This is a genomic window from Undibacterium sp. Di26W (genome assembly GCF_049340265.1).
Taxonomy (GTDB): domain Bacteria; phylum Pseudomonadota; class Gammaproteobacteria; order Burkholderiales; family Burkholderiaceae_D; genus Undibacterium.
On the sequence record NZ_JBMPOR010000005.1, the window covers coordinates 167,707 to 190,258 of the forward strand.

Here is a 22,552-nt window from a genome sequence, read left to right on the forward strand (position 1 = left end):
ATTATTTGGCAGGCAGTTGCACGCTGCGATAAGTGTTGAGCTGGCCTGCATCCACCACCGGCCATAGGTCGACATCCCATTGCATGTCGAGAATTTTCAGTTTTTGCAGGTAATTGTCGGTTGTTTCATAGGCATGCAATACCAGGTAATCCTTGCCATCCATGTGATAGGCGCTATTGTGTCCAAGCGCCTTCCATTCCTGGTTGCCGGCTAAAAACAAAGAACCACCACCTTTCGCCATATCCTTGCCAGCCTTGTCCAGATAGGGTCCGGTCACGGTTTTGGAACGTCCAACGACCAGGTGGTAAGTGCTTTTTTCTTTTTGACAGCATAGCCCCCAAGAGACGAACAGGTAATAATAATCGCCTTTCTTGAAAATGAAGGGTGCTTCTATTTCTGCCGGCCCACCCGATCCATCCGGGGTCAACGCTGGCCTGGCACGCTGTGCAATCGCATGCCATTCTTGTGGTTCTGCCAAACCTGTCCATGCCTGGTTCAGTTTCACCAGCTTGATGCCTGACCAGAACGAACCAAAGGCCATCCAGGCCTGCCCCTTGTCATCAGTAATAATATTCGGGTCGATGGCATTCCATAAATCGCGTCCGGGTATGGACTGCAGGATCATGCCCTGGTCTTCCCAGCGATAGTCTGGCGAGCGTGGATTCAGTGTCTGGTTAACCGTGACACCAATGCCAGATGTCATTTGGCCAAAACTGGATACAGAATAATACAGATAGTATTTTCCATCATGAAACTGGCTATCCGGTGCCCAGATAAAACCTCTGAAGCCGGGTGCTGCCTTGCGTGCCCAGGTCGGCTCACCCGCAAAAATCCGCCCCTCAGGACGCCAGTCCTGCATATTGGTGGAACTATAAAAACTGATTCCGTGCCCGGTGCCGAACAGGTAGTAAATCCCTGCCTCTTTGGCCATCACCGGGTCATGCACAGATACTTCGGCAGCCATCAGTTGCAAATGCACAGACAGAAAAAATACAGCAAGCACACCGGCGATGAGCCTGAGCCCATAACCAGACCAATAGCCGTACCAATAACCGGGTCGCTTCATGGTATTCCTGCCTGTGGACATTTTTAGCCCTTGCATCCAAGTCTGGCAACAATCACCTGGCAAATCATTGCCAGGTGATTGACACTGCCGTTATTCAAGCGTCACGACTACCACCGCTTTGGCAGGGATATTCAAGGTCAGCTTACCCGCCTTGGCACTGGCATTAAAGCTGGCAGGTTGTACCGCCTGCGGTTGTGCAAAGGTATTGTGAGCATCCATGGCCTTGGCCGTCAATATGCGACCTTTGGCAGCGTTCAGCTTTTCACCAGCGACATTAATGTCAACACTGACATCCTTGTTGGGATTGGTATTGACCAGTGACAGATACAACTTGCCATCCTGCCCACGCGCAGCAGACGCACTGACTTCGGGGATGCTGGTGCTGCCAAAACTGTATTCAGGGTTATTTGCAATCGTCAAAGGCAAAGCTGTCGCATTTTGAAACGGCACATACATTTCAAATGCATGATAGGTCGGCGTCAGCAACATCTTGTCTTTTTCTGTCAATATCATGGCTTGCAAGACATTCACCATCTGGGCAATATTGGTCATGCGTACACGATCCGCATGGGCATGGAAGATATTGAAATTCAATGCCGCTACCACCGCATCGCGCAAACTGCTTTGCTGGTACAGAAATCCAGGATTGGTGCCAGGTTCCACGTCATACCAGGTACCCCATTCATCCACATCGAAGGAAATCTTGTTCTTCGGATCGTTCTTTTCCAGCTTGGCGACGTTGTTCTTGATCATCGTATCCATACGCAAGGTGTTTTTCAGCGTGGATATCCATTGATCTTCGCCAAAGCCGATAGCAAGTCCTTTCTTTTCCCATTTACCGGTAGGCAGGGTGTAATAATGGAAACTGATGCCATCGACCCGCGTACGAATGTTTTTAGACAGGTAATCAGTCCAGGTAGTGTCGTCATCATTGCCGCCGCTGGCGATGATTTTTGGCATGTAAGCCTTGGGGGCTTTCAGGAAACTGACGCTTTGATTGTACAGATTGGTGTAATGAGCCGCTGTCATGTTGCCACCACAACCCCATGCTTCGTTACCGATCGCGAAGAAATCGACCTTGAACGGCTTGTCATGCCCGTTTTTACGGCGCAGTTCTGCCAGTGTCGATTTACCGTCGCCGGTCATGTATTCCAGCCATTCCGCCATTTCCTGCGCTGTGCCAGAACCCAGGTTGCCGTTGACATAGGAATCCGCACCCAGCAAGTCAACCAGATCAAAAAATTCATGGGTACCGACGGCATTGCGTTCTTCCACATTGCCCCAGTTGGTATTCATCTTGACCGGACGACTTTCACGCGCACCGATACCATCACGCCAGTGGTATTCATCAGCAAAACAACCGCCTGGCCAGCGTACCAGCGGCACATGCATTTTCTTCAAGGCACCGATGACGTCATTGCGCCAGCCCTTGGTGTTAGGGATGGGCGAATCCGGCCCTACCCACATACCTTCATACACACCGGTGCCCAGATGTTCGGCGAACTGCCCGTAAATATTCTTGTTGATGACTGGCCCGGCTTTTTTTGCATCGATGCTGATACTGACTTCGTTCGCTGCATGAGCCGACATGGTCATGGTAGCAAAGGCAAGGACTACCGCAGAAAATACGCCTGCTTTAAAACTGGTTTTTAGTGTTTGCATTGTTGTCTCCTGATTTTTATAAGATGTTGCCAATATCAATTTATTCAAAAACTGCGACAAAGCCGCCCTGAGGCTTGATCGTGATCCGGGTTTCCTTCGCTGCCTGTACCGGTTGCTGCACAAACGCCCTGCTGCTGTCGCCGTCGGTCATCATTTGCGCTTTTCTGTCACCGATAAATGACAGATCCAGATTCAGTTGTTTGTCGCTGCCAGTCGCATTGATGCCGGCCACATACCAGGCTTTGCCAGCACGACGGGCAATCACCACAAACTGGCCCGGGTAACCATCCACAAAACGGCTGTCATCCCATGACACTGGCAAGGTCTGCAAAAAGCTTTTGACATAAGCAGGTACCGTTGCCATGCCTTCAGGTATTTCAGCAAAGTGCTGGATGCCAGACAAAAACAACACCGATTCCGCCAGTTCAAAACCGTTGCGGGTCTTGCGTTCTATCTTGGGGATATCGGCAAATACCATGGGGGTGAAATCCATGGGATCAAACAGATTGCGGGCAAAGGGCAGCATGGCCGCATGGGTGGCAACGGCATCCTGGTCTTTTTGGTCGAATGTCGTAAATTCCAGCCCCCTGACGGCTTCCATACTCATGAGATTGGGATAGGTGCGCGCCCAGCCACGTGGCAAGGTCGCTCCATGAAAATTCACCAGCAAGCCTGCATCTGCTGCATCTTTGAGGATAGCGATGTAATACGCAATCATGGACTGGCCATCACCGGCAAAAAAATCCACCTTGACGCCCTTGACGCCGATGTCGCGCAAACGGGCGAATTCCTGCTTGCGCTGGGCAGCCGTCAGCAATTGCCCTTTGGGGCTGTATTTGGTCGTATTCCAGGCACCAGAAGAGTTATACCAAACCAGTACGCCGACATTCTTTACTGCACCATATTCCACCAGTTGCCTGAGCTTTTCATAGCCTATTTTTTTATCCCAGTCGGCATCGATGAGCGTGTATTCCCAGTGCATGTCGGCGGCATAATCAATGAATTTCTTCTGTACTTCAAACGTCGTAAAATCATCCTTGAGCAAAGCCCAGCTCCAGGATGCATGGCCAGGCTTGACGATACCGGCATCAATTTTGATGGCCGGTGCAGCCAGGTCTGAACCCAGGCTTGAATTCATGACGCCAGGCAAACTGCCTATGCCGATAATGCGCCAGGGTGAACGCAAGCTATTGCTGCTTTCTGCCAACAACGCACCAGCAGTCTTGCCGTCAGTGAACACCTCTGCCGCCATGGGTGTGCCAAGCTTATAAACACCGCCTGCCGATGCTGCCTGCAAACGCGATGCATGCCAGCTGCCATCCATATCCGCTTCGGTCAGCACTACCCAGTTATCGCCGCTATTGAACAAGGCAGGAAACACCCACCCCGCCCTGGATGGCGAGGTAGTCCCTACCGGGATATTCATCAGATAATGTTCTTCGTAAGATGGATTGGTGTTACTCCAGCCGGTCTGTGCCACCGCGATAGGTTGCAGCCATGCCCTGGCTTTGTCGTCGAAGGCAAATGCAGTCGTTTCCTTGATGAATTTCTTGAATTTGACTGTCGGGTCGCTGACGATATAACGGAAAGCCACACCGTCATTTGACACCCTGAACACCACATCCATTTTTTGGTGGTGGGCATTTTCCAGCGTCAGCACCTGCTCATTGGCAGCATAGTGATTGATGCGACGTTTACCCACCAGCATCTCATAGCTATCTGTCACCAGCTTGACAGGGGACGCCTGCTTCAGCTTCAACTGTTGCGTAAAATCGGCGGCATCCAGTTGCAGGCCCAGCGCAGACGGCAGAATCACGGTTTGCTTGTCACGCGTCACGCTGTACACCAGTTGCTGTTGCGCTGACAGTTCTACTTTCAATTGCAAATGCTGGTCCGGGCTGGACAAGGTGCTTGCCGCAAAACTGGTGCCAGCCAACCAGCCAAACAGTACAACAAGGCTACATCTGATTATCATAGTCATTCCCATCTGAAGATAAGGCATGAGTTCACCCTGCCGCCCGTTTTTCCACAGGCGGGTCACGATGAATCGGAGACAACAGGTATTGCTAAACGCTATAAAGCCTTAGAACCAAGCCTTAGAACCAAGCTTTAGAACCAAGTCTTAGTGCCGCCGGGATCAGACCCAGCCACCATCGACGATAAATTCCTGCGCGGTACACATGGCGCCGTCATCCGCCGCCAGGAACAACACCATGGAGGCAATATGGGCAGGCATCAATTTGCTGGGTAGGCACTGGTTACGTTTGATTTCCTGCTCGGCCGTTTCATCCACCCACAAATCAATTTGACGCTGCGTCATCACCCATCCAGGTGACACGGTATTGACCCGTATGCCGTGTTCGCCAAATTCGCGCGCCAGGCCACGTGTCAAGCCGACGACTGCCGCCTTGGCCGTGGCATATACAGGGTAACCCGCACCCTTGATATGCCAGGAAATAGAGCTAACATTGATGATGGAACCTGCCCCTTTTTTCTTCATGCCAGGCAATACCGACTGGCAGGTAAAAAACATGGGGCGCTGGTTGATGGCGATACGTTCATTCCAGTATTCAACACTGACTTCTTCGGTCTGATGGCGCTGGTCATTGGCTGCATTGTTGACCAGCACATCAAAGTCACCGTTCTCTGCCGCCAGTTCGGCCATGATTTTTTGCAATGCCGGGATATCAGTGATATCGCAATAGCGGAACAGGGGAGCAGGCAAACCAGCAGCAGCCAGTTTGTTGCATAGTGCCTCGCTGGCATCTTTGGCGATATCTACAAACGCCACCTTTGCCCCCTGACGGGCAAAAGCCATGACCAGTTCTTCACCGATGCCGGTGCCGCCACCGGTAATAAACACTGACCGCCCCTTGAGGCTGGCGTAGTGTGCCAATTGATTCATGCTATCTCCTGCTTCACGTTTTATGATGCTGCTATTTTAAATCGACTGCGACGATTTCCTGTACTTATTGCATTTTCAGTTTATTTTTTTCCTAATACGCCATCATGGCGACGCCATATATTCGCGGCGTTTTCATCACGCAGACCAACTGGCAATAAAGCCTGCGGCAAGTTCTGGTAGCAGACCGGGCGCAAGAAGCGATGTATGGATGCCGTCCCCACTGAAGTACTGCGGCCATCAGCAGTGGCCGGAAACGGGCCACCATGCACCATGGCTGTGGCAACTTCAACCCCGGTTGGAAAACCGTTGGCCAGTATCCGCCCTACCTTGCGTTCCAGCACAGGCAGCAATGTGCTGACCTGTTCAAAATCGGCTTCTTCTATCTGTACCGTGGCGGTCAACTGCCCTTCCAGCCTCTCAGTCACGGCGCGCATCTGGTCCACATCGCGGCAAACGACCAGCAATGAGGTTGGGCCAAACACTTCGTTCTGTAATGCATGCTGGCTAAGGAAGGTATCTGCACTGCTGACAAACATGGCTGGATTCGCCTTGCCTTCTTCAGCATCGACCTTGACCAGGGTAGTGACTTCTTCCGCGTCGGCCAGGGCTTCTACCCCACGCTGATAGTTGGCTGCAATACCTGGCGTCAGCATGGGCGCGGGTAATACACCGGATATGATCTGGGTCGCCGATTTGACAAACCTGTCCAGGTCTGGCCCGTCCACTGCCAGCACCAGGCCGGGGTTGGTGCAGAACTGACCAGCACCCAGAGTCAGTGAGCTAACAAAATCTTTGGCAATCTCTTCTGCCCTTTGTGCCAAGGCTTGCGGAAACAGAAACAGCGGATTGATACTGCTCATTTCTGCATACACGGGTATCGGTTGCGGGCGTGCTGCCGCCACCGCCATCAAGGCCAGTCCACCAAAACGTGAACCGGTAAAACCCACGGCCTGTATGGCAGGATGACGTACCAGTTCCTGGCCGATTTCATTGCCGATACCTGTCAACAAGGAAAACACACCGGCAGGCAAACCGCACAATTGCAAAGCCTTGACGATGGCACGCCCTACCAGCTCGGATGTACCCGGGTGGGCAGGATGCACTTTTAATACCACCGGGCAGCCCGCTGCAAAAGCCGCTGCGGTATCACCACCAGCCACTGAAAACGCCAAAGGAAAATTACTGGCTGCGAAAACGGCAACCGGGCCCAGGCCTATCAATTGCATGCGCAAATCCGGGCGTGGTGGCTGGCGATCAGGCAAGGCGCTGTCTATACGGATATCCGGCCATGAGCCTTCGCGCAAGAGATCGGCAAACAATTGTAACTGACTGATGGTGCGGCCCCGTTCGCTTTCCAGGCGTCCACGCAGCAAACCGGTTTCGGCCATGGCACGCTCGATCAGGCGATCACCCAAGGCCATGATTTGCTGGCCTATGGTCTCCAGAAACACCGCTCTTTGTTCGCCAGTGCAGGCACGAAACGGGTCAAATGCTGCCTGCGCCATACTGCAGGCGGTATCAATCTGTTGCTTGTCCACCGTATAAAAAGCCGGTGCCATGCTGACCATTTTGGCTGGATCAAACGCCAGGAAAGAGTTGCCACTCCCCTTTTCCGCAATGCCGCCTATCAGGGCTTCGCCAGTGATATTCATAGGGTTTTGACCTTGGTAAATTCAATCTTCCTGACAGCCAGGCGATTGCGCAATGCTGGCCCGAATGCGGGCGCTTCAATTTCAAAGGTTTCGCCAGCCTTGACGCTGACACCGTCGGCAAAGCTGAGTGTCGCCGTACCAAAGAAATGGATGTGCACATCCCCCGGACGATTGAACAAGGGATATTTGAAATGATGGTATTCAAGATTGGCGATGGTATGCGACATATTTTGCTCACCGCTGACAAAGCTCTTTTCCCATCTTGGCTTGCCTTCGACATCATAAATGCGGGACGTACCGGCCACATGCTGCGGCAAATCACCTACCAGCAACGCTGGCCCCAGGCCACAGGCACGCAGTTTGGAATGGGCCAGGTACAGATAATTCTGACGTTCAGTCACATGATCAGAAAATTCATTGCCGATAGCAAAACCTACGCGATACGGCAAACCATCGTCACCAATGATATACAGACCGGCGATCTCTGGCTCTTCGCCACCATCGAGTGCAAAATCAGGCATATCCAGGTTTTGACCACTGGCGCGCACGACAGAACCATCACCCTTATAAAACCATTCAGGCTGTACGCCAGTAGCGCCTTCGGCTGGCTTGCCACCTTCCACACCCAGGCGGAACATTTTCATGCTGTCACTCAGGTTTTCAACATCGCCACCAATTTTCTTGTGCATGGCATCGCGTGCATCGGCACTGCCCAGATGTGTGAGGCCGGTACCGGTGACATAACAATGCGCATAATCGCGATGATCCAGCGGTGGCAACAACCGCCCTTCTTTGGCAATGTCTTCGTAGTTGTAGACGACCTTCCCCAGCGCCGCTGTCGCCAGCTTTTTCAGCCCCGTGCCAGACCCGATTGCAGTCTGTGCCAGCATATAGGTACTGGCATAGCCATCGATCACTCGAATCTGGTCTTGCTCCAGTGCGCCCACCAGACGTGTACCTGCTGGATTGGTAAATTGTACGATTAACATATTCTCTCCTGAAGCGAATTGTTGACTCAGACTGATGGGTTCACGGTATTAATGGGAATACGTAGTGGGGATACTTAGTGGAAATGCCTAGTGTGAATGCTTGGGCACTTCCGAACCACGGCTACCCAGCAGAAAATCAAAGTCACACCCCTGGTCCGCCTGCAAGACATGATCAATATACAGTTGCTGATACCCAGTTTTGTTGGATGGTTGCTGCTTTTCTGCGCGCCTGGCCAGACGTTGCTGTATTTCTTCATCTGTGACACCCAGGTCCAGCTTGCCATTGCGGCAGTCCAGCGTGATCCAGTCGCCATCCTGCACGATACCCAGGGGGCCGCCTGCCATGGCTTCTGGTGCCACGTGCAATACCACGGTGCCATAAGCGGTGCCGCTCATGCGGGCATCTGAAATCCGCACCATATCCTTGACACCTTGCGCCAGCAGTTTTGGTGGCAAACCCATATTGCCCACCTCTGCCATGCCAGGGTAACCTTTGGGGCCACAATTCTTCATGACCAGCACAGAATCTGCATCGACATCCAGATCAGGATCAAGTATGCGTTGCTTGTAATGTTCAAAATCTTCAAACACCACGGCCTTGCCGCGATGCTGCATCAGTGCCGGTGTTGCGGCAGATGGCTTCAGCACCGCACCCCGTGGTGCCAGATTGCCACGCAAGATGCAGATACCACCATCGGCCAGCAAAGGGTTGTCCAGTTGGCGTATGACTTCATCGTTATACACCGGCGCATCCTGGCAGTTTTCCCAGAAGCTTTTACCATTCACTGTCAATGCATTCTTATGCGGGACCAGACCGCCTTCGCCCAAGCGACGCACGACGCCTGGCAAACCACCGGCATAATAAAATTCTTCCATCAGGAAACGACCTGATGGCATCAGATCCACGATCGTGGGTGTGCCACGGCCAACCGTGGTCCAGTCTTCCAGTTCCAGCGGCACGCCGATGCGACCGGCTATCGCTTTCAAATGGATAACGGCATTGGTAGAACCACCAATCGCCGCATTCACGCGTATGGCATTTTCAAATGCTTCACGCGTCAGTATTTTGGACAGGCGCAAATCTTCACGCACCATTTCAACGATGCGTATGCCAGACATGTGTGCCAGTACATAACGGCGCGAATCCACTGCCGGAATCGCTGCATTATGTGGCAATGTCGTACCCAGCGCCTCGGCCATGCAAGCCATGGTGGATGCCGTACCCATGGTGTTGCAGGTGCCAGCAGAGCGCGACATGCCCGATTCTGCCGCCATGAACTGATGCATGGTGATAGAACCCGCCTTGACCGCTTCATGCAATTGCCAGACCGCAGTACCAGAACCGATATCCTTGCCATCCAGCTTGCCATTCAGCATGGGGCCGCCGCTGACGACGATAGTCGGAATATCACAACTTGCTGCACCCATCAGCAAAGCAGGCGTGGTCTTGTCGCAACCAACCAGCAACACCACCGCATCCATAGGGTTGCCACGGATGGATTCTTCCACATCCATACTGGCCAGATTGCGCGTCAGCATCGCCGTAGGACGCAAATTGGATTCACCATTTGAAAACACCGGAAACTCAACCGGGAACCCGCCCGCTTCCAGAATGCCGCGTTTGACATGTTCCGCCAGCTTGCGGAAATGCGCATTGCAGGGTGTCAGTTCTGACCATGTGTTGCAGATACCGATAATCGGTTTGCCTTCAAACTCGTGATCAGGGATACCCTGATTCTTCATCCAGCTACGGTACATGAAACCATTTTTATCCTGGGTTCCAAACCATTGCGCCGAGCGTAAAGTAAGTTTTTTCTTTGTTTCAGACATCCGGTATCTCCTTGTTTTTATGACGCAGGGTCGCAACTGAACCACGCACCCGCGCTTAATATAGAGATACTAATGACTCCAACGATGTCTTTCCAATGACTTTTTATTTGCAACTGATACTGCAATTGATATCGCAGCAAGTCTAATTTCACCAACCATGAAAATATCCGGGCCACGCACCCAGTCCGGGAGACTGCGGAACCAGCTTCTGGCGTGATTAAAAATCCCGCGCCTTCAAGCCTGCGCCGAGAATCGATAAATGGAGGTCGAACGATATTCCTCACCAGGCCGCAATATCGTCGAAGGAAATGCCGGCTGGTTCGGTGAATCAGGAAAATGCTGGGGCTCTATGCAAAAACCACCGTGCAGGGCATACGTTTGCCCCTTGCCGCTAAGACTGCCATCCAGAAAATTCCCGCTATAAAACTGCAGGCCGGGTTCGTCCGTCCATAATTCCAGCACGCGACCCGACACCGGTTCATGAACACGCACCGCCAGGCTGACTTCTTTTGTCGCTGCCTTGTTCAAGACAAAATTATGGTCATAACCCTGCCCATAGGCCAATTGCGGATCATTATCAGCGATGCGCGCACCAATAGCTGTCGCCCGACGAAAATCAAAAGCAGTACCAGCCACCGGTGCCAGCACACCCGTTGGTATCAAACCGGCATCCACCGGCGTATAGGCATCTGCATTGATCATCACCTCATGCCCCAGTATAGCCCCGCGCCCAGCTAGGTTGAAGTAAGCATGCTGGGTCAGATTGACTGGCGTTGCCTGGTCAGTAGCTGCGTGATAGCGGATATGGAATTGATTATCATCATCCAGCTCATAAGTGACCGTCACATGCAGGTTGCCGGGGTAGCCCTGCTCACCATCTTCACTGAAGTAACGCAGGCTAAGGCCGACACTATTGCGCTTCTGAAACGGTGTCGCATCCCACTTCACCTTATAAAAACCGCCACTACCGCCATGCAGATGGTTGTCACCATTATTGCGGTCAAGCTGATACGTCTTTCCATCCAGCGCAAAGCGCCCTTGCGCAATACGATTACCATACCGCCCTATCAGCGCCCCAAAAAATGAGGATTCGCCCGTATAAGGCTGCAAATCGGTAAAGCCCAGCGTCACGTCTGCCAGCACACCGTGCCGGTCTGGCACATGCAGTTCCGTAATGATGGCACCAAAATCCGTCACCTTGACCAGCATGCCCTGGCGATTGCGCAAGGTGTACAGATGAATGAGCTGCCCATCATCCAAATGACCAAAAACGCTTTGTTGCAGGCTTAAGTCCTGGATTTCATTCGTGAATTGTTCGGCAGACATCATGAGAGTTTATAAGCTATGGCGAGGAAAAATCAGTTTACCAGCGATGGCAGACCGAGTTGCAAGCATGCGGCACGCCTATGACTTCGGTATTTTGACAAAAACGTAGCAAAAACACCGCGCTACGCAGATATTGTTCTAATAGGCAAAATAACCCGACTGCATCATAAGCTGTGCCTAAAAATCCATCCAATCACATTTTTAGCACTTTTGATATTGGTTTCGGTATCGCACATTGATCATCTATAAACTAAAACCTGGCATGATATGGCGACCATCGACGGAGGAGCAATCAGATAAGCGTCGGGAACTTCTGGCATGGAAGAAAAGTAGCTATTTTGAATTGAGCCATTTCTTTGCTATAATCACAGGCTTCGCTTGCTAAGCGAACAACCAAGCCGGAGAGGTGGCAGAGTGGTTGAATGTACCTGACTCGAAATCAGGCGTAGTAGCAATACTATCGGGGGTTCGAATCCCCCCCTCTCCGCCAAAATACGAAAAAGCCCTTGAAAATCAAGGGCTTTTTTATTTTCCGTGAACTAATGTAAGGCGGCGCAAAACTTTGCACAAGTTTGCACTTGATATTGCATTTAAGTAGATCAAAAAGTCAGCTATTTGCACGAGTTACGAGATCGCAAAAAACAAAGTCTCGTGACATGTAGCGCAACCGCACTATCCAATCAAGATCATCACACGTTCATATCAGTCCTTGATAGCACGCTTAGCACGGTCTTTGTCCGCTTCTTCATCAAGAAACTCAAACCAGGAACTTCGGTTCATTTGTATTAAAACAAACGCCTCAAGAAAATATACAAGTGCTATCGCAGCCATACTGAGACACATTGCTGCGGCCCACCAAGTGGAGTACAAGCCGAGCGTGAGTTGAGAGGCGGATGCCAAAAGAGCCGATAGAACCGCGGCAGACAATAACCGAATAATATTTTATGCAGTCAAATGCATGATCGCAGGCGTGCTGGCGCGCGATTCTATCAAAAAGAATTTGAATACAGCCACGTTTTCTAAAAATATTTATTTGCACTTTTTTACAATATGTTGCAAATTCGGTTTATGCTTTATCAAACGGAGCGATGGACGCATCGAAATAAATATTGCCGTAGATAAACGAAGATGAAATACAGAAATAAGCAATTTGATACCAATAAGGGCGCTAATGAGTAATTCCAGCCCTTTATTCCGTCCCGAAGTCACAGCAGCATTAAGTAGTCAATGGATGGTTTCCGTCCGCCTGGCTCAACCAGCCTCGGCAAGTCTGATTGCTATCGTGGCAATGTTGATTGCCGCCGCATTGATCGCCTACATCACTTTTGGCAGTATTACCAAAAAAGCCCGTGTCACTGGCATTACTGTTCCAGTAGACGACCAGTTGAGTGTCGCTGCGTCCAATGCCGGTATCTTGCTGAACACCCACGTCAAAGAAGGCGAGCCGGTCAAGGCTGGACAAGTCTTGCTCACCATCTACATAGAAAGGCAAAACAGCCAGGGTGAAATCACTGCGCTGGTGGCCCAGCAACTGGCTACCCGCGCCGACAGGCGCAAACAATCAAGTCAGGCATGCGCTGGAAGCAGATGTGTTACAGGACAGTAGAAAGATTTGGGAATGAGTGATGGAGCCGGTTCTGATTGTGAAGCAACTTGCCTGAATGCAGAGAAAAAATCTTAGAATTCGTTGCTGAGCCTGTCGGGAAAACCCAACAGACCCGGCTCGGAAAAACCGTTCACGGTATTTGAGACCAAGAACGGAGCAGTAAAACCATGCCATGAGGTATGGTTCTTTTCAACCATGTTTAGGAGTACACAAAATGCGTTTGATTACAAATGAGGAATTGATGGTTGTGGCTGGTGGTGACGCTGCAGCAACTCGCTCTGGCAATGTAAATAGCTGGGGCGAAGAATATCCAAGCAAAGAAGGTCGCCTTGAGATTTTGATTGGTGGCTGTGATGGATCGACAGATTGTATGGACGCAATGTACGATCTGACACGTTAATTTTAAAAATCTGCCTGCTGGTCTTCCAATTGATGGGGCAGCAGGCATTTTCTGCGAACGGACTTTACTCTCTTTCTGGGATAAATATCGAATGAATGCAACCACACATATCGCCCAGTGTAGTGTTTTTTTGATGACACTTTTGTTTTCAAGCGTGACTCTTGGAGAGGAAATTGTACCCGCCAAAAGATTTGAAATAAACGGCGTCATTTCAAAAACTGATGTTGAGCGCTTCGATCAACTCATCAAAGAAAACCCAAATATTAATGAGATATTACTTTCAGATTCGCCTGGCGGATACGATGATGGAACAAGTACCGTTCTCGAATTCAAGAAACGCATTGATGACTTAAAGCTGAAAACTTCTGCACGCGGGCTTTGCGCATCTACATGCGCCTATATTTTTTTATTGGGTTATGAACGCACGTTACTGGCGAATCCATCAGGGAAAAAAACAATGCTTTTACTGCATCCTGTGCGCTGGATCGATAAAGACGATAAAGATGGCATAGGGCGAATCCAAGTTCAATATACTGACAAATTAAACAAGGCGATTTCCGAACGGAGTGGTGGAAAGATCACTACTGATTTGCTTGATAAAATGTACTCAACAGATGATTCCAGTGGTGGAATCTTCTTTTTAAGAGAAGCAAATTCTGAGAATAAATATATCCTTTTTTCTTCCAGCATAAAAAAGAGAATCAGAGCCATACCAATCAGCGATCTGACTCCCCAAGATTTGGGGATGATCATTAAGGACTGAGGGCAGAGAAAAGAGTTTCAGATTCGAGTCCTGAGTCTATAGGGAAATCTAGTTAGCGCATTTCCAATTCAACGGAAAATTGCTTGCGTCAATCACGCTGTGTAAAGTGGACCCATCTGTCCAGACAAATAATCGGTAACCCTCCGACAATGACATCGACTGGTTCAAGGTTGTGTTTCCCGCATTCCCTGACATCGTTAAATTGCCTGGCGCCTGGGAATCTGTCTGCGAGGACTGCTCTACAGACTGGATTAATTTCGATCTGCAATCTTGTTTCAAATCCTGCATTTTCAAATCCGAGGTCAAATCCTCCGATCCCTGCGAATAAGCTACCGATTGTTGGTTTCTTTGTTGCATACATATTTATCCTCAAAGTTTGTTAAAGACGCTCTGAGGCGTTCATCACTTGCACTCGCGGTGCTAAATTGATTTATTACTCCACACCTTGGACATTTAATGCTGAGCTTCTTATAGTCACCAAATCCCAATTTTTTACTACAACTTCCACAACGTATTTCCTGCATTTAACGCTCCGTGATAACATTCGGCCCACCTGTACAGGTGGCAGGGCCTTGGTTTGAGCGCAGTGCATGCTGCAATCAGATGGCCTGGCCAGTGTTAGCGCACTGACCGGGTCGCTCTGTTCTAAACGTCTATTACTTGTACTGTTAAATTCGGCGCGTCTCCCTGGATAACTCCATCCATGACAAAGACACTTTGCCCAACCACGCCATTTCCCCTGGCCGTGATTTGTCCGCCACCTGGCAGAGTAATCACACATTGCCCGACCTCGACAACGATCACTTTGCCCACCAACAGGGGAGCATTTGGTATCAGGTCTTTGAAAACCTTGTAGATATTAGCCATGGGTCTGCACCTCTATTGTCTGCCGTACTTTCGCCTGATCGGTACTCACTGATAACAAATACAATATTTCCAGCATTTGTCCATGCAGGTAAACCAAAACAAATCAATTCCCCTTGACATGAAGATGTCACAAAGCAACCTTATATTTCGGTAATGTCAGGTATCGTGCGTGGATTGTGGCGGCGGTGCTGGTTGTTTGCTTGCTGTTGCTTGTTTAATGGGAATTCGCCTCGATGGAAAGTAGTTTAGCGGGAGATACTGTGGATTATCTGTCTCAGCATACGTCTCAGTCTGGCATCCAGGCGGGGTCACCTGTCAGTCATGATGTGCTGATGCTAACGCAATTGCAGCGCATTATTGACCAGCGTTTGCTGACGGCGCGCTTCCAGCCTATCGTGCAAATGCATAATGGCGATATTCTGGGTTATGAAGGTTTGATACGTGGGCCGTCTGACAGCCCTTTGCATTCACCAGTCAACTTGTTCAAAGCCGCCTGGGAAAATAATCTGACGGTGAAGGTAGAACATCTGTGCCGCCGTATCGTTCTGGAGCAGTTTGCTGCCCAAAATCTGCCGGGCAAACTGTTTTTGAATGTCAGCCCGGAATGCCTGCTGCAAAGAGATGTGGTGTATGGCGAGACGCTGGATTATATCCATGAGGTGGGCATCAACCCTGAACGTGTCATCATAGAACTGACCGAATACCAGCCCACCCACGATTATGCGCTGCTGTGCGAGGCTGTCATCCATTATCGCGAGATGGGTTTTGAGATTGCGATTGATGACCTGGGTGAGGGATTTTCCAGCCTGCGTCTGTGGTCAGAACTGAAGCCTGAATACGTCAAGATCGACATGCACTTTATTCAGGGCATAGACCATGATCCGGTAAAGGCACAGTTTGTACGGTCCATACAAAGCATTGCCGAAAAATCGGGCACACGTGTGGTGGCCGAAGGTATAGAAACACAGGCTGAATTGATGGCCGTGCGCGACATGGGGGTGGCCTGTGGCCAGGGTTATCATATCGCCCGCCCACACCCGACACCGGCGCGTGCGGTGTCTGCCGAAGTGGCACGTATATTGACCAGCAACCAGTACCAGGCTGGACGCCGTTCCCCGACCACGTTTGAACGGTCGGCCACTGTAGAAAAAATACTGAAAACCCCGCCGACGATTTCTTCACGCATGCTGAACAATCAGGTCGATGACGTTTTTTTGCAAAACCCGAAACTGCAGATTGTGCCAGTAGTGGACGATGGCATGCCGGTGGGCCTGATCAATCGTTACCACATGATAGATCGCTTCGCCCGCCCCTATCAGCGCGAGCTGTATGGCAAAAAACCGTGCACGATATTCATGGATGCGCACCCTATCATCGTCGATAAAAATACCAGCATGCAGGATGTCAGCCACATCATTGTGGAAGCCAATCCCGATCACCTGATCAACGGTATCATCATCACTGACCAGGGCCGTTACATCGGTCTGGGAACCGGCCCGGACCTGATGCGCGAGATCACGCAGATGCAGATCAATGCGGCACGCTATGCCAACCCGCTGACGCAATTACCGGGCAACGTGCCCATCAATGAACATATTGATCAGTTGCTGCAAAAGGAACAGGTATTCTGCGCCTGCTATTGCGACCTGGATCACTTCAAACCTTTCAATGATGTGTATGGCTATCGTCGCGGCGACGACATCATACAGATGACCAGTGAAGTGCTGAAACAGCATTGTGACCCGCAGACGGATTTTATCGGCCACATAGGTGGTGATGATTTTATTATTCTGTTCCGCAGTGAAGACTGGGAAGTGCGTTGCCAGGAAATACTGCACAGCTTTGCGCAAGCCATCCATGATTTCTACAGCAATGAAGACCGCGAAAGAGGCGGTTATCTCAGTGAAGACCGTCAGGGTAAAAAGGTATTTTATCCACTGGTCAGCCTGTCGCTGGGTGTGGTGAAGTCACGGGCGAATAAATATTATTCGCACCACCAGATTTCAATTGCCGCATCAGATGCCAAGAAGCAGGCGAAAAAGATACACGGTAACAGCCTGTTTGTTGACCGCCGTTCCGAGATGGAATTATTGCTGGCGCAAGCCTGAAGACGTTCTGATGCAGCCTTAAAAACCCCGGCATTAAAAAACCCGCATGGTCAAAAAAGACAATGCGGGTTTTTTTATCGGCTTGCAGAATCAGCCAGCGATCTGCAATTTTTCTATGCCGCCCATGTAGGGGCGCAAGACGGTCGGGATGACGACGGAACCATCGGCCTGCTGGTAATTTTCCAACACGGCGACCAGGGTACGGCCCACTGCCAGTGCCGAGCCATTCAGGGTATGTACCAGTTCTGGCTTGCCCTGGGCATTGCGGAAACGGGCCTGCATGCGGCGCGCCTGGAAATCAAACATATTCGATATGGATGAAATTTCGCGGTAAGTGTTTTGTGCCGGCAGCCAAACTTCCAAGTCGAAGGTTTTGCAGGCACCAAAACCCATGTCGCCGGTACACAGGCTAAGCACGCGGTATGGCAGTTCCAGTTTTTGCAGCACGGCTTCGGCATGGCCTACCATTTCATCCAGGGCTTCCATGGATTTTTCTGGGTGGACGATCTGTACCATTTCCACTTTGTCGAACTGATGCTGACGTATCATGCCGCGTGTATCACGGCCATAACTGCCCGCTTCAGAGCGGAAGCATGGTGTGTGTGCGGTCAGCTTCACTGGCAATGCGTCAGCCGCCAGGATTTCATCGCGCACGGTATTGGTCAGGGTCACTTCGGAGGTAGGGATCAGGTACAGGGTTTCGCCCTCGCCTTCCTGGCCGCCTTTTTTTACGGCAAACAGGTCTTCTTCAAATTTTGGTAACTGACCGGTACCACGCATGGAATCTGCATTCACCATGTAGGGTGTATAGACTTCGGTATAGCCATGTTCCTGCGTCTGCATGTCGAGCATGAACTGGGCCAATGCGCGGTGCAGGCGCGCCATGCCGCCCTTCATGACGGAAAAACGGGAACCTGTCAGCTTGACGGCAGTATCAAAATCCAGGCCCAGGGCAGAACCGATATCGACGTGGTCTTTGATTTCAAAATCAAAGCTGCGTGGGGTACCGAATTTGCGCACTTCAACATTGCCGCTTTCGTCATTACCAACCGGCACCGATTCATGCGGCACATTGGGGATGGTTTGCAGGAACGCCGTCATTTTTGTCTGTATTTCAGACAGGCGCACTTCGGATGCTTTCAACTCTTCTGGAATACTGGCAACTTCAGCCATGATTGCGGAAGCATCTTCGCCCTTGCTTTTGAGATTGCCGATCTGTTTGGACAAGGTATTGCGCTTGCCTTGCAGTTCTTCGGTACGGGACTGGATTTGCTTGCGTTCTGCTTCCAGCGCGTTAAAGCTGTCCACATCCAGCTGAAATTTACGGGTAGCCAGGCGTGCTGCCACGTTGGCGATGTCTTTGCGCAGGAGTTGAATATCTATCATGGTCTATTACTGGTTAAATGCTGATTGAATGCCGGAAAAACAAGCTAGTCGGCTATTGTATCAAGGGACGAGCGTTTTCCCTAAAATTAGCCCATGGCAAAATGGAAAAGCTTGGGTTTATCAGTTACAAAAGATCAATAAAACAATCAAATGGCGGATGTACAAGCTGGTAAGTTTTCCTTGTCGCAGAGTTGCTGTAACCAGATTTTGGCCTGTTTATTATAGTTTTTGATGGCTTTTTTATACCAATCCACCGCCACAGAGGCTTGCTTGCTGAGGCCACCCACACCTAGCTCATAAGCACGGCCATACAAGCCCTGTGCCGTGCCATTACCTTTTTGTGCCGCTCTGGAAAGCCACAACACGGCCTTGTCTTCGTCTTTTTTCAAGCCAAACTGACCAAACCAGTATAACTGGCCCAGGGTACTTTCTGCCCCCACCTGCCCCTGTTCTGCCGACAGTGTCAGCATTTTGACGGCTTCGGCCTTGTTGGCTTTTACGCCTATGCCTTTTTCATACATCGTGGCCAGTTTAAGCTGGGCGATGCTGCTACCCTTGTCTGCGGCTTTTTTATACCAGTTAAAGGCTTCTACGGAATTTTTAGCTACCCCTTCGCCGTTGAGTAAATCGTCGCCCACCAGTACCAGCGCACTTTCCTTGCCTTGCTCTGCCGCCAGCGAAAACCAGCCATGGGCTTTCGTCGCATTTTTTTCTACTTTATTGCCAACAAAGTAGAGCCAGCCCAGTTGATATGAGGCTTCCTTGTCACCTTTGTCGGATGCCTGCGTCCACAGCTTGATGGCTTCATCCACATTCACCTGCAGTCCATTGCGGCCCAGGAAGTAATCCGTTGCGTGCTGCGACAAGCCAGCTGCCTTGGAATGATCGTAAGCTGGTTTTTGCTGTGCATATTGCGCAGGATTACTGGATGGCGTAGACCAGTTCAATAAAGTCACCACCTTAATCAGCGCAAAGAAAAGGCAAAAGAAAATGGCCTTGTTATCGAATAGCCAGTTGGAAGCGGGGGCTGGCGGTTTACCGATAACGCTGCCTATGTTTTTTGGCTGCCCATTATCCGCTACGGCTGACACGTCCCGGTACTGCGTCATTTCATTATAAGTTTTACGCCATTCGCGAATATTGCGGACCTTGGTCACCAGCGACATCCAGCCCGGGAACAGATTCATCATCTGTTCCATCTGCGGCAAATTAACTTCCAGATAATCGACGCCAGGAAATTCATCTGACCTGGCCTTACTGATCAGGGCTAGCTGTTTATTCTGGATTTTTTTGCTTTTTTCGTTAAAGACGGCCAACTCTGTCAGGGCACGATCCAGAATGAAAGCACGCGTATCCAGGCTGAACAGGCGCTGCTTGTCTTTGTTCCAGTCAAACTGTTGGACGGCGGCATCAAACAATTCGCCATCACCATCATGCCAGCCGCCCAGAAGATACCGGGCCATGCCGCATTCAAACAGATGCCGCGCTTCCACCTGTATCAGACGGGCATCATTCAAGGCCGCTTCCAGCGCGAGGCTGGCATGGTCTGCTGTGTCTGCGGTATCCTGCAATTGCTGGCGCATTTGCTCAAACACGGCTTCGGCCACGGCTTCGGGGTTGGGCAGCGAAGGTGCGTCGGCCTGCGCTGCTGTCTGGATGCGCGCCAGCGTTTCTGCGTCTGGCCAGTGCTTAGCCTTGCTATCAGGATGATCTGGCTCTGGTTCGCTTTCTTCGGGATATGCCTTGGCGACGGGTTCAATTTCCTGTTCTGTTAAAACCGGCGTCAGTGGCGCAGCCTGGTCTGATACCGGCGTTGCAGGTTGTGCAGGGATGACTGCATCTGCAGTTTCATCCTCATCCTCAATGTCGTCTTCAACATTTTCCCAGCGTGCATACAGGTCTTTGTTTTGCAGCCACTGCAAGGCATGTTCATAGGATTCGCGTAGCGCCTGAAAACCACCAGGGTCATTTTCCTGGTCGATTTTTTTCAGGGCTTTGGCATAGGCACGTTTGATATCGCGCTCATCCGCTTCACGGGCAAGCGCATGCTCATTGAAAAAAGAAGGCAGATACGACATGGCTTAATTGGGTTGCGGGTCAAAGTCGGTATGCAAATGCGTGTCTTTTTCGATCTGGTGCAAGAGCTCGGAGAACTTTTTCAAGGCCGGGTCAATCAGACGCGAGTTCTGGCTTTCGATCACGCCTTCAAATTCAGTGATCTGTACCGCCAGCCAGTGGCGTGCATTGCCACGCAAGGTTTCATAGATACGGTCAGCACGTGCCAGTGCGGTGCGCACTTCCAGCGTATCGCGCGGATGCATCTTGATTTTTTCCAGCTCGGCAAAACGTCGTTTGATTTCTTCGTCAGTCAACATGCCGGGGTTACCCTGGATGACGATGGAATGCGTTTCCTGCGTCTTGACCAGGGTCGCCTGCACTTCCAGCAAGCCATTGACGTCATAGGTGAAACGCACGTCAACACCGTTTTCATCGCGTGGCAAGGGTGCCAGTTTCAGGTTCAGGGTGCCAAGGTGGATATTGTCTTTCACCAGACGTGACTCGCCCTGATAAATCTCCAGGGTCAGCTTGACCTGTCTGTCTTCGATGGGAAAGAAGCGCTGTACACGACTGACGGGCACCGCGGTATTACGCTCGATCACCGGCGAGAAATGTCCTTTGGCATTGCGGCCATCGGCCAGCGAAATGGCCACTTCCACACCCAGGGAATACGGTGAGACATCCGTCATCACCACTTCATCCAGCGCGGCATCTTTCATCTTCAGGCCAGCCTGTACGGCGGCACCCATGGCGACCACTTCATCCGGATTGATGTCACTGGCAGGGAAGCGACCAAACATCAGCGTCACCAGGCGCTTGATGATAGGCATGCGGGTTGCACCACCGGCCAGCACGATGCTATCCAGCTGGTTGCTGCGCAGATTGGTATCGCGCAAGGCACGTTCTACCGGATCACGCATGCGCTTGAGCAAGGGTGCGCAAACTTTATCCAGAGCGGCTTCGTCCAGATCCAGTACCAGGTCACGCTGGTCTACATGCATGCTGACTTTTGCAGTCTGTGCCGTGGTCATGACACGCTTGGCATTTTCAGCGGCAGCGGTCAGGCGCTGCATGAAAGCGGCGTCATTACGTTTATCTGCATTTAAATCATGGCGCTGGAAGAACAGGTCAACGATGGCATTGGTAATATCTTCGCCACCCAGAAAATTATCACCGGCAGACGCCCTGACTTCCATGACGCCTTCAAACAATTCAAGTATGGAAACGTCAAAGGTACCGCCACCCAGATCGAATACCAGGAAGCGTGATTCACCATCAATCTGGTGCATGCCATAGGCCAGTGCCGCCGCCGTTGGTTCGTTCAGCAGGCGATCAACCTTCAACCCAGCCAGTTGCCCTGCTGCCCTGGTGGCCTTGCGCTGTGCATCCGAAAAATAGGCGGGGACGGTGATGATGGCTTCGGTGACTGGTTCACCCAGAAAGGCTTCGGCATCGGCCTTCAGCGCTTTCAAAACAAAGGCAGACAATTCTTCGGCACGAAACTCACGTTTGCCTAGCTGTATTTTTTTATCGCTGCCCATATAGCGTTTAAACACTGCCACCGATTTATCGGGATGTGTTTGCAAACGCTCTCTTGCGGCTTTGCCGACCAGTATTGTTCCATCCTGATCCAGACTGACGCAGGAAGGTGTCAGGGTGTCACCCAAACCATTTGCTATCAATTGTGCCTTGCCATCACGCCAGACAGCGACCAGGCTGTTGGTGGTTCCCAAATCAATACCAATGATCATACGCAATCAACCCCAAACTAATGTGTAGGACTTACGCAAAACTGCCCCAACTGCGTTGCAGCTCCTAGCCGTACTAAAGTACTGTCTTCGTCGCTGTGCCTTGTTGGGACAATTTTGCGTAAGTCCTAATGTAAAAAACTTATTCATACCAAAGCAAAACGGTCTGAACAACTCGCCAAAGCA

The 22,552-nt window shown here is 50.9% G+C and carries 18 protein-coding genes and 1 tRNA gene; 5 read left to right on the forward strand and 14 right to left on the reverse strand.

What is annotated here, in order from left to right:
• Position 1: 1 nt before the first annotated feature.
• From ACO0LM_RS08610 to ACO0LM_RS08645, 8 genes are all read right to left on the reverse strand, one after another.
• The gene (locus ACO0LM_RS08610) at positions 2–1,066 is read right to left on the reverse strand and encodes an arabinan endo-1,5-alpha-L-arabinosidase (protein WP_423036137.1); all 1,065 of its coding nucleotides are present in this window, start codon (positions 1,064–1,066) and stop codon (positions 2–4) included.
• 90 nt (positions 1,067–1,156) lie between these two features.
• Positions 1,157–2,728, reverse strand: coding sequence for an alpha-N-arabinofuranosidase (locus ACO0LM_RS08615; RefSeq protein WP_423036139.1), 1,572 nt, complete (start codon positions 2,726–2,728; stop codon positions 1,157–1,159).
• Positions 2,729–2,768: 40 nt separating this feature from the next.
• Positions 2,769–4,703, reverse strand: coding sequence for a glycoside hydrolase family 97 catalytic domain-containing protein (locus ACO0LM_RS08620; RefSeq protein ID WP_423036141.1), 1,935 nt, complete (start codon positions 4,701–4,703; stop codon positions 2,769–2,771).
• 162 nt (positions 4,704–4,865) lie between these two features.
• A complete protein-coding gene (locus tag ACO0LM_RS08625; RefSeq protein ID WP_423036143.1) occupies positions 4,866–5,633 on the reverse strand; it encodes an SDR family NAD(P)-dependent oxidoreductase in 768 nt (255 codons plus the stop codon).
• An 80-nt stretch (positions 5,634–5,713) separates the two neighbouring features.
• Positions 5,714–7,285: an aldehyde dehydrogenase (NADP(+)) gene (locus ACO0LM_RS08630; RefSeq protein WP_423036145.1), complete on the reverse strand. Its 1,572-nt coding sequence runs from the start codon at positions 7,283–7,285 to the stop codon at positions 5,714–5,716.
• Entirely contained in the window at positions 7,282–8,274 is a 993-nt protein-coding gene (gene araD1, locus ACO0LM_RS08635; protein ID WP_423036147.1) for an AraD1 family protein, read from the reverse strand. Before araD1 ends, ACO0LM_RS08630 begins: the two co-directional genes overlap by 4 nt.
• 87 nt (positions 8,275–8,361) lie before the next feature.
• Positions 8,362–10,104 carry an IlvD/Edd family dehydratase gene (locus ACO0LM_RS08640; protein ID WP_423036149.1) on the reverse strand — a complete coding sequence of 581 codons (1,743 nt, stop codon included), beginning with the start codon at positions 10,102–10,104 and terminating at the stop codon, positions 8,362–8,364.
• Between the two features lie 234 nt (positions 10,105–10,338).
• Positions 10,339–11,433, reverse strand: a complete 1,095-nt coding sequence (locus ACO0LM_RS08645) for an aldose epimerase family protein (protein ID WP_423036151.1) — start codon at positions 11,431–11,433, stop codon at positions 10,339–10,341.
• A 397-nt stretch (positions 11,434–11,830) separates the two neighbouring features.
• On the opposite strand from ACO0LM_RS08645, the gene ACO0LM_RS08650 reads away from it, so the two are divergent.
• The 4 genes from ACO0LM_RS08650 (at position 11,831) to ACO0LM_RS08665 (ending at position 14,199) form a co-directional block, all read left to right on the forward strand.
• Positions 11,831–11,920 (forward strand) — tRNA-Ser (locus ACO0LM_RS08650).
• 681 nt (positions 11,921–12,601) lie between these two features.
• A complete protein-coding gene (locus tag ACO0LM_RS08655) occupies positions 12,602–13,036 on the forward strand; it encodes a biotin/lipoyl-binding protein (protein ID WP_423036153.1) in 435 nt (144 codons plus the stop codon).
• A gap of 214 nt (positions 13,037–13,250) precedes the next feature.
• Positions 13,251–13,436, forward strand: a complete 186-nt coding sequence (locus tag ACO0LM_RS08660) for a hypothetical protein (protein ID WP_423036155.1) — start codon at positions 13,251–13,253, stop codon at positions 13,434–13,436.
• A gap of 91 nt (positions 13,437–13,527) precedes the next feature.
• Entirely contained in the window at positions 13,528–14,199 is a 672-nt protein-coding gene (locus ACO0LM_RS08665; protein WP_423036157.1) for a hypothetical protein, read from the forward strand.
• Positions 14,200–14,287: 88 nt separating this feature from the next.
• Here the strand turns inward: ACO0LM_RS08665 and ACO0LM_RS08670 are convergent, their stop codons facing one another.
• The 3 genes from ACO0LM_RS08670 to ACO0LM_RS08680 all read right to left on the reverse strand — a co-directional run bounded on the left by ACO0LM_RS08670 (position 14,288) and on the right by ACO0LM_RS08680 (position 15,066).
• On the reverse strand, positions 14,288–14,560 hold the full coding sequence (locus tag ACO0LM_RS08670) for a DNA cytosine methyltransferase (RefSeq protein WP_423036159.1): 273 nt from the start codon (positions 14,558–14,560) through the stop codon (positions 14,288–14,290).
• The gene (locus tag ACO0LM_RS08675; RefSeq protein ID WP_423036161.1) at positions 14,529–14,723 is read right to left on the reverse strand and encodes a Com family DNA-binding transcriptional regulator; all 195 of its coding nucleotides are present in this window, start codon (positions 14,721–14,723) and stop codon (positions 14,529–14,531) included. Before ACO0LM_RS08675 ends, ACO0LM_RS08670 begins: the two co-directional genes overlap by 32 nt.
• Positions 14,724–14,844: 121 nt before the next feature.
• Entirely contained in the window at positions 14,845–15,066 is a 222-nt protein-coding gene (locus tag ACO0LM_RS08680; protein ID WP_423036163.1) for a hypothetical protein, read from the reverse strand.
• 332 nt (positions 15,067–15,398) lie between these two features.
• Here ACO0LM_RS08680 and ACO0LM_RS08685 point away from each other — a divergent pair, with 332 nt between their 5' ends.
• On the forward strand, positions 15,399–17,174 hold the full coding sequence (locus ACO0LM_RS08685) for a GGDEF domain-containing protein (protein ID WP_423036364.1): 1,776 nt from the start codon (positions 15,399–15,401) through the stop codon (positions 17,172–17,174).
• 90 nt (positions 17,175–17,264) lie between these two features.
• Here the strand turns inward: ACO0LM_RS08685 and serS are convergent, their stop codons facing one another.
• The 3 genes from serS to ACO0LM_RS08700 all read right to left on the reverse strand — a co-directional run bounded on the left by serS (position 17,265) and on the right by ACO0LM_RS08700 (position 22,369).
• A complete protein-coding gene (gene serS / locus ACO0LM_RS08690; RefSeq protein ID WP_423036165.1) occupies positions 17,265–18,560 on the reverse strand; it encodes a serine--tRNA ligase in 1,296 nt (431 codons plus the stop codon).
• A gap of 146 nt (positions 18,561–18,706) precedes the next feature.
• Entirely contained in the window at positions 18,707–20,638 is a 1,932-nt protein-coding gene (locus ACO0LM_RS08695; protein WP_423036167.1) for a tetratricopeptide repeat protein, read from the reverse strand.
• A 3-nt stretch (positions 20,639–20,641) separates the two neighbouring features.
• The gene (locus tag ACO0LM_RS08700; protein WP_423036169.1) at positions 20,642–22,369 is read right to left on the reverse strand and encodes an Hsp70 family protein; all 1,728 of its coding nucleotides are present in this window, start codon (positions 22,367–22,369) and stop codon (positions 20,642–20,644) included.
• Between the last annotated feature and the right edge of the window lie 183 nt (positions 22,370–22,552).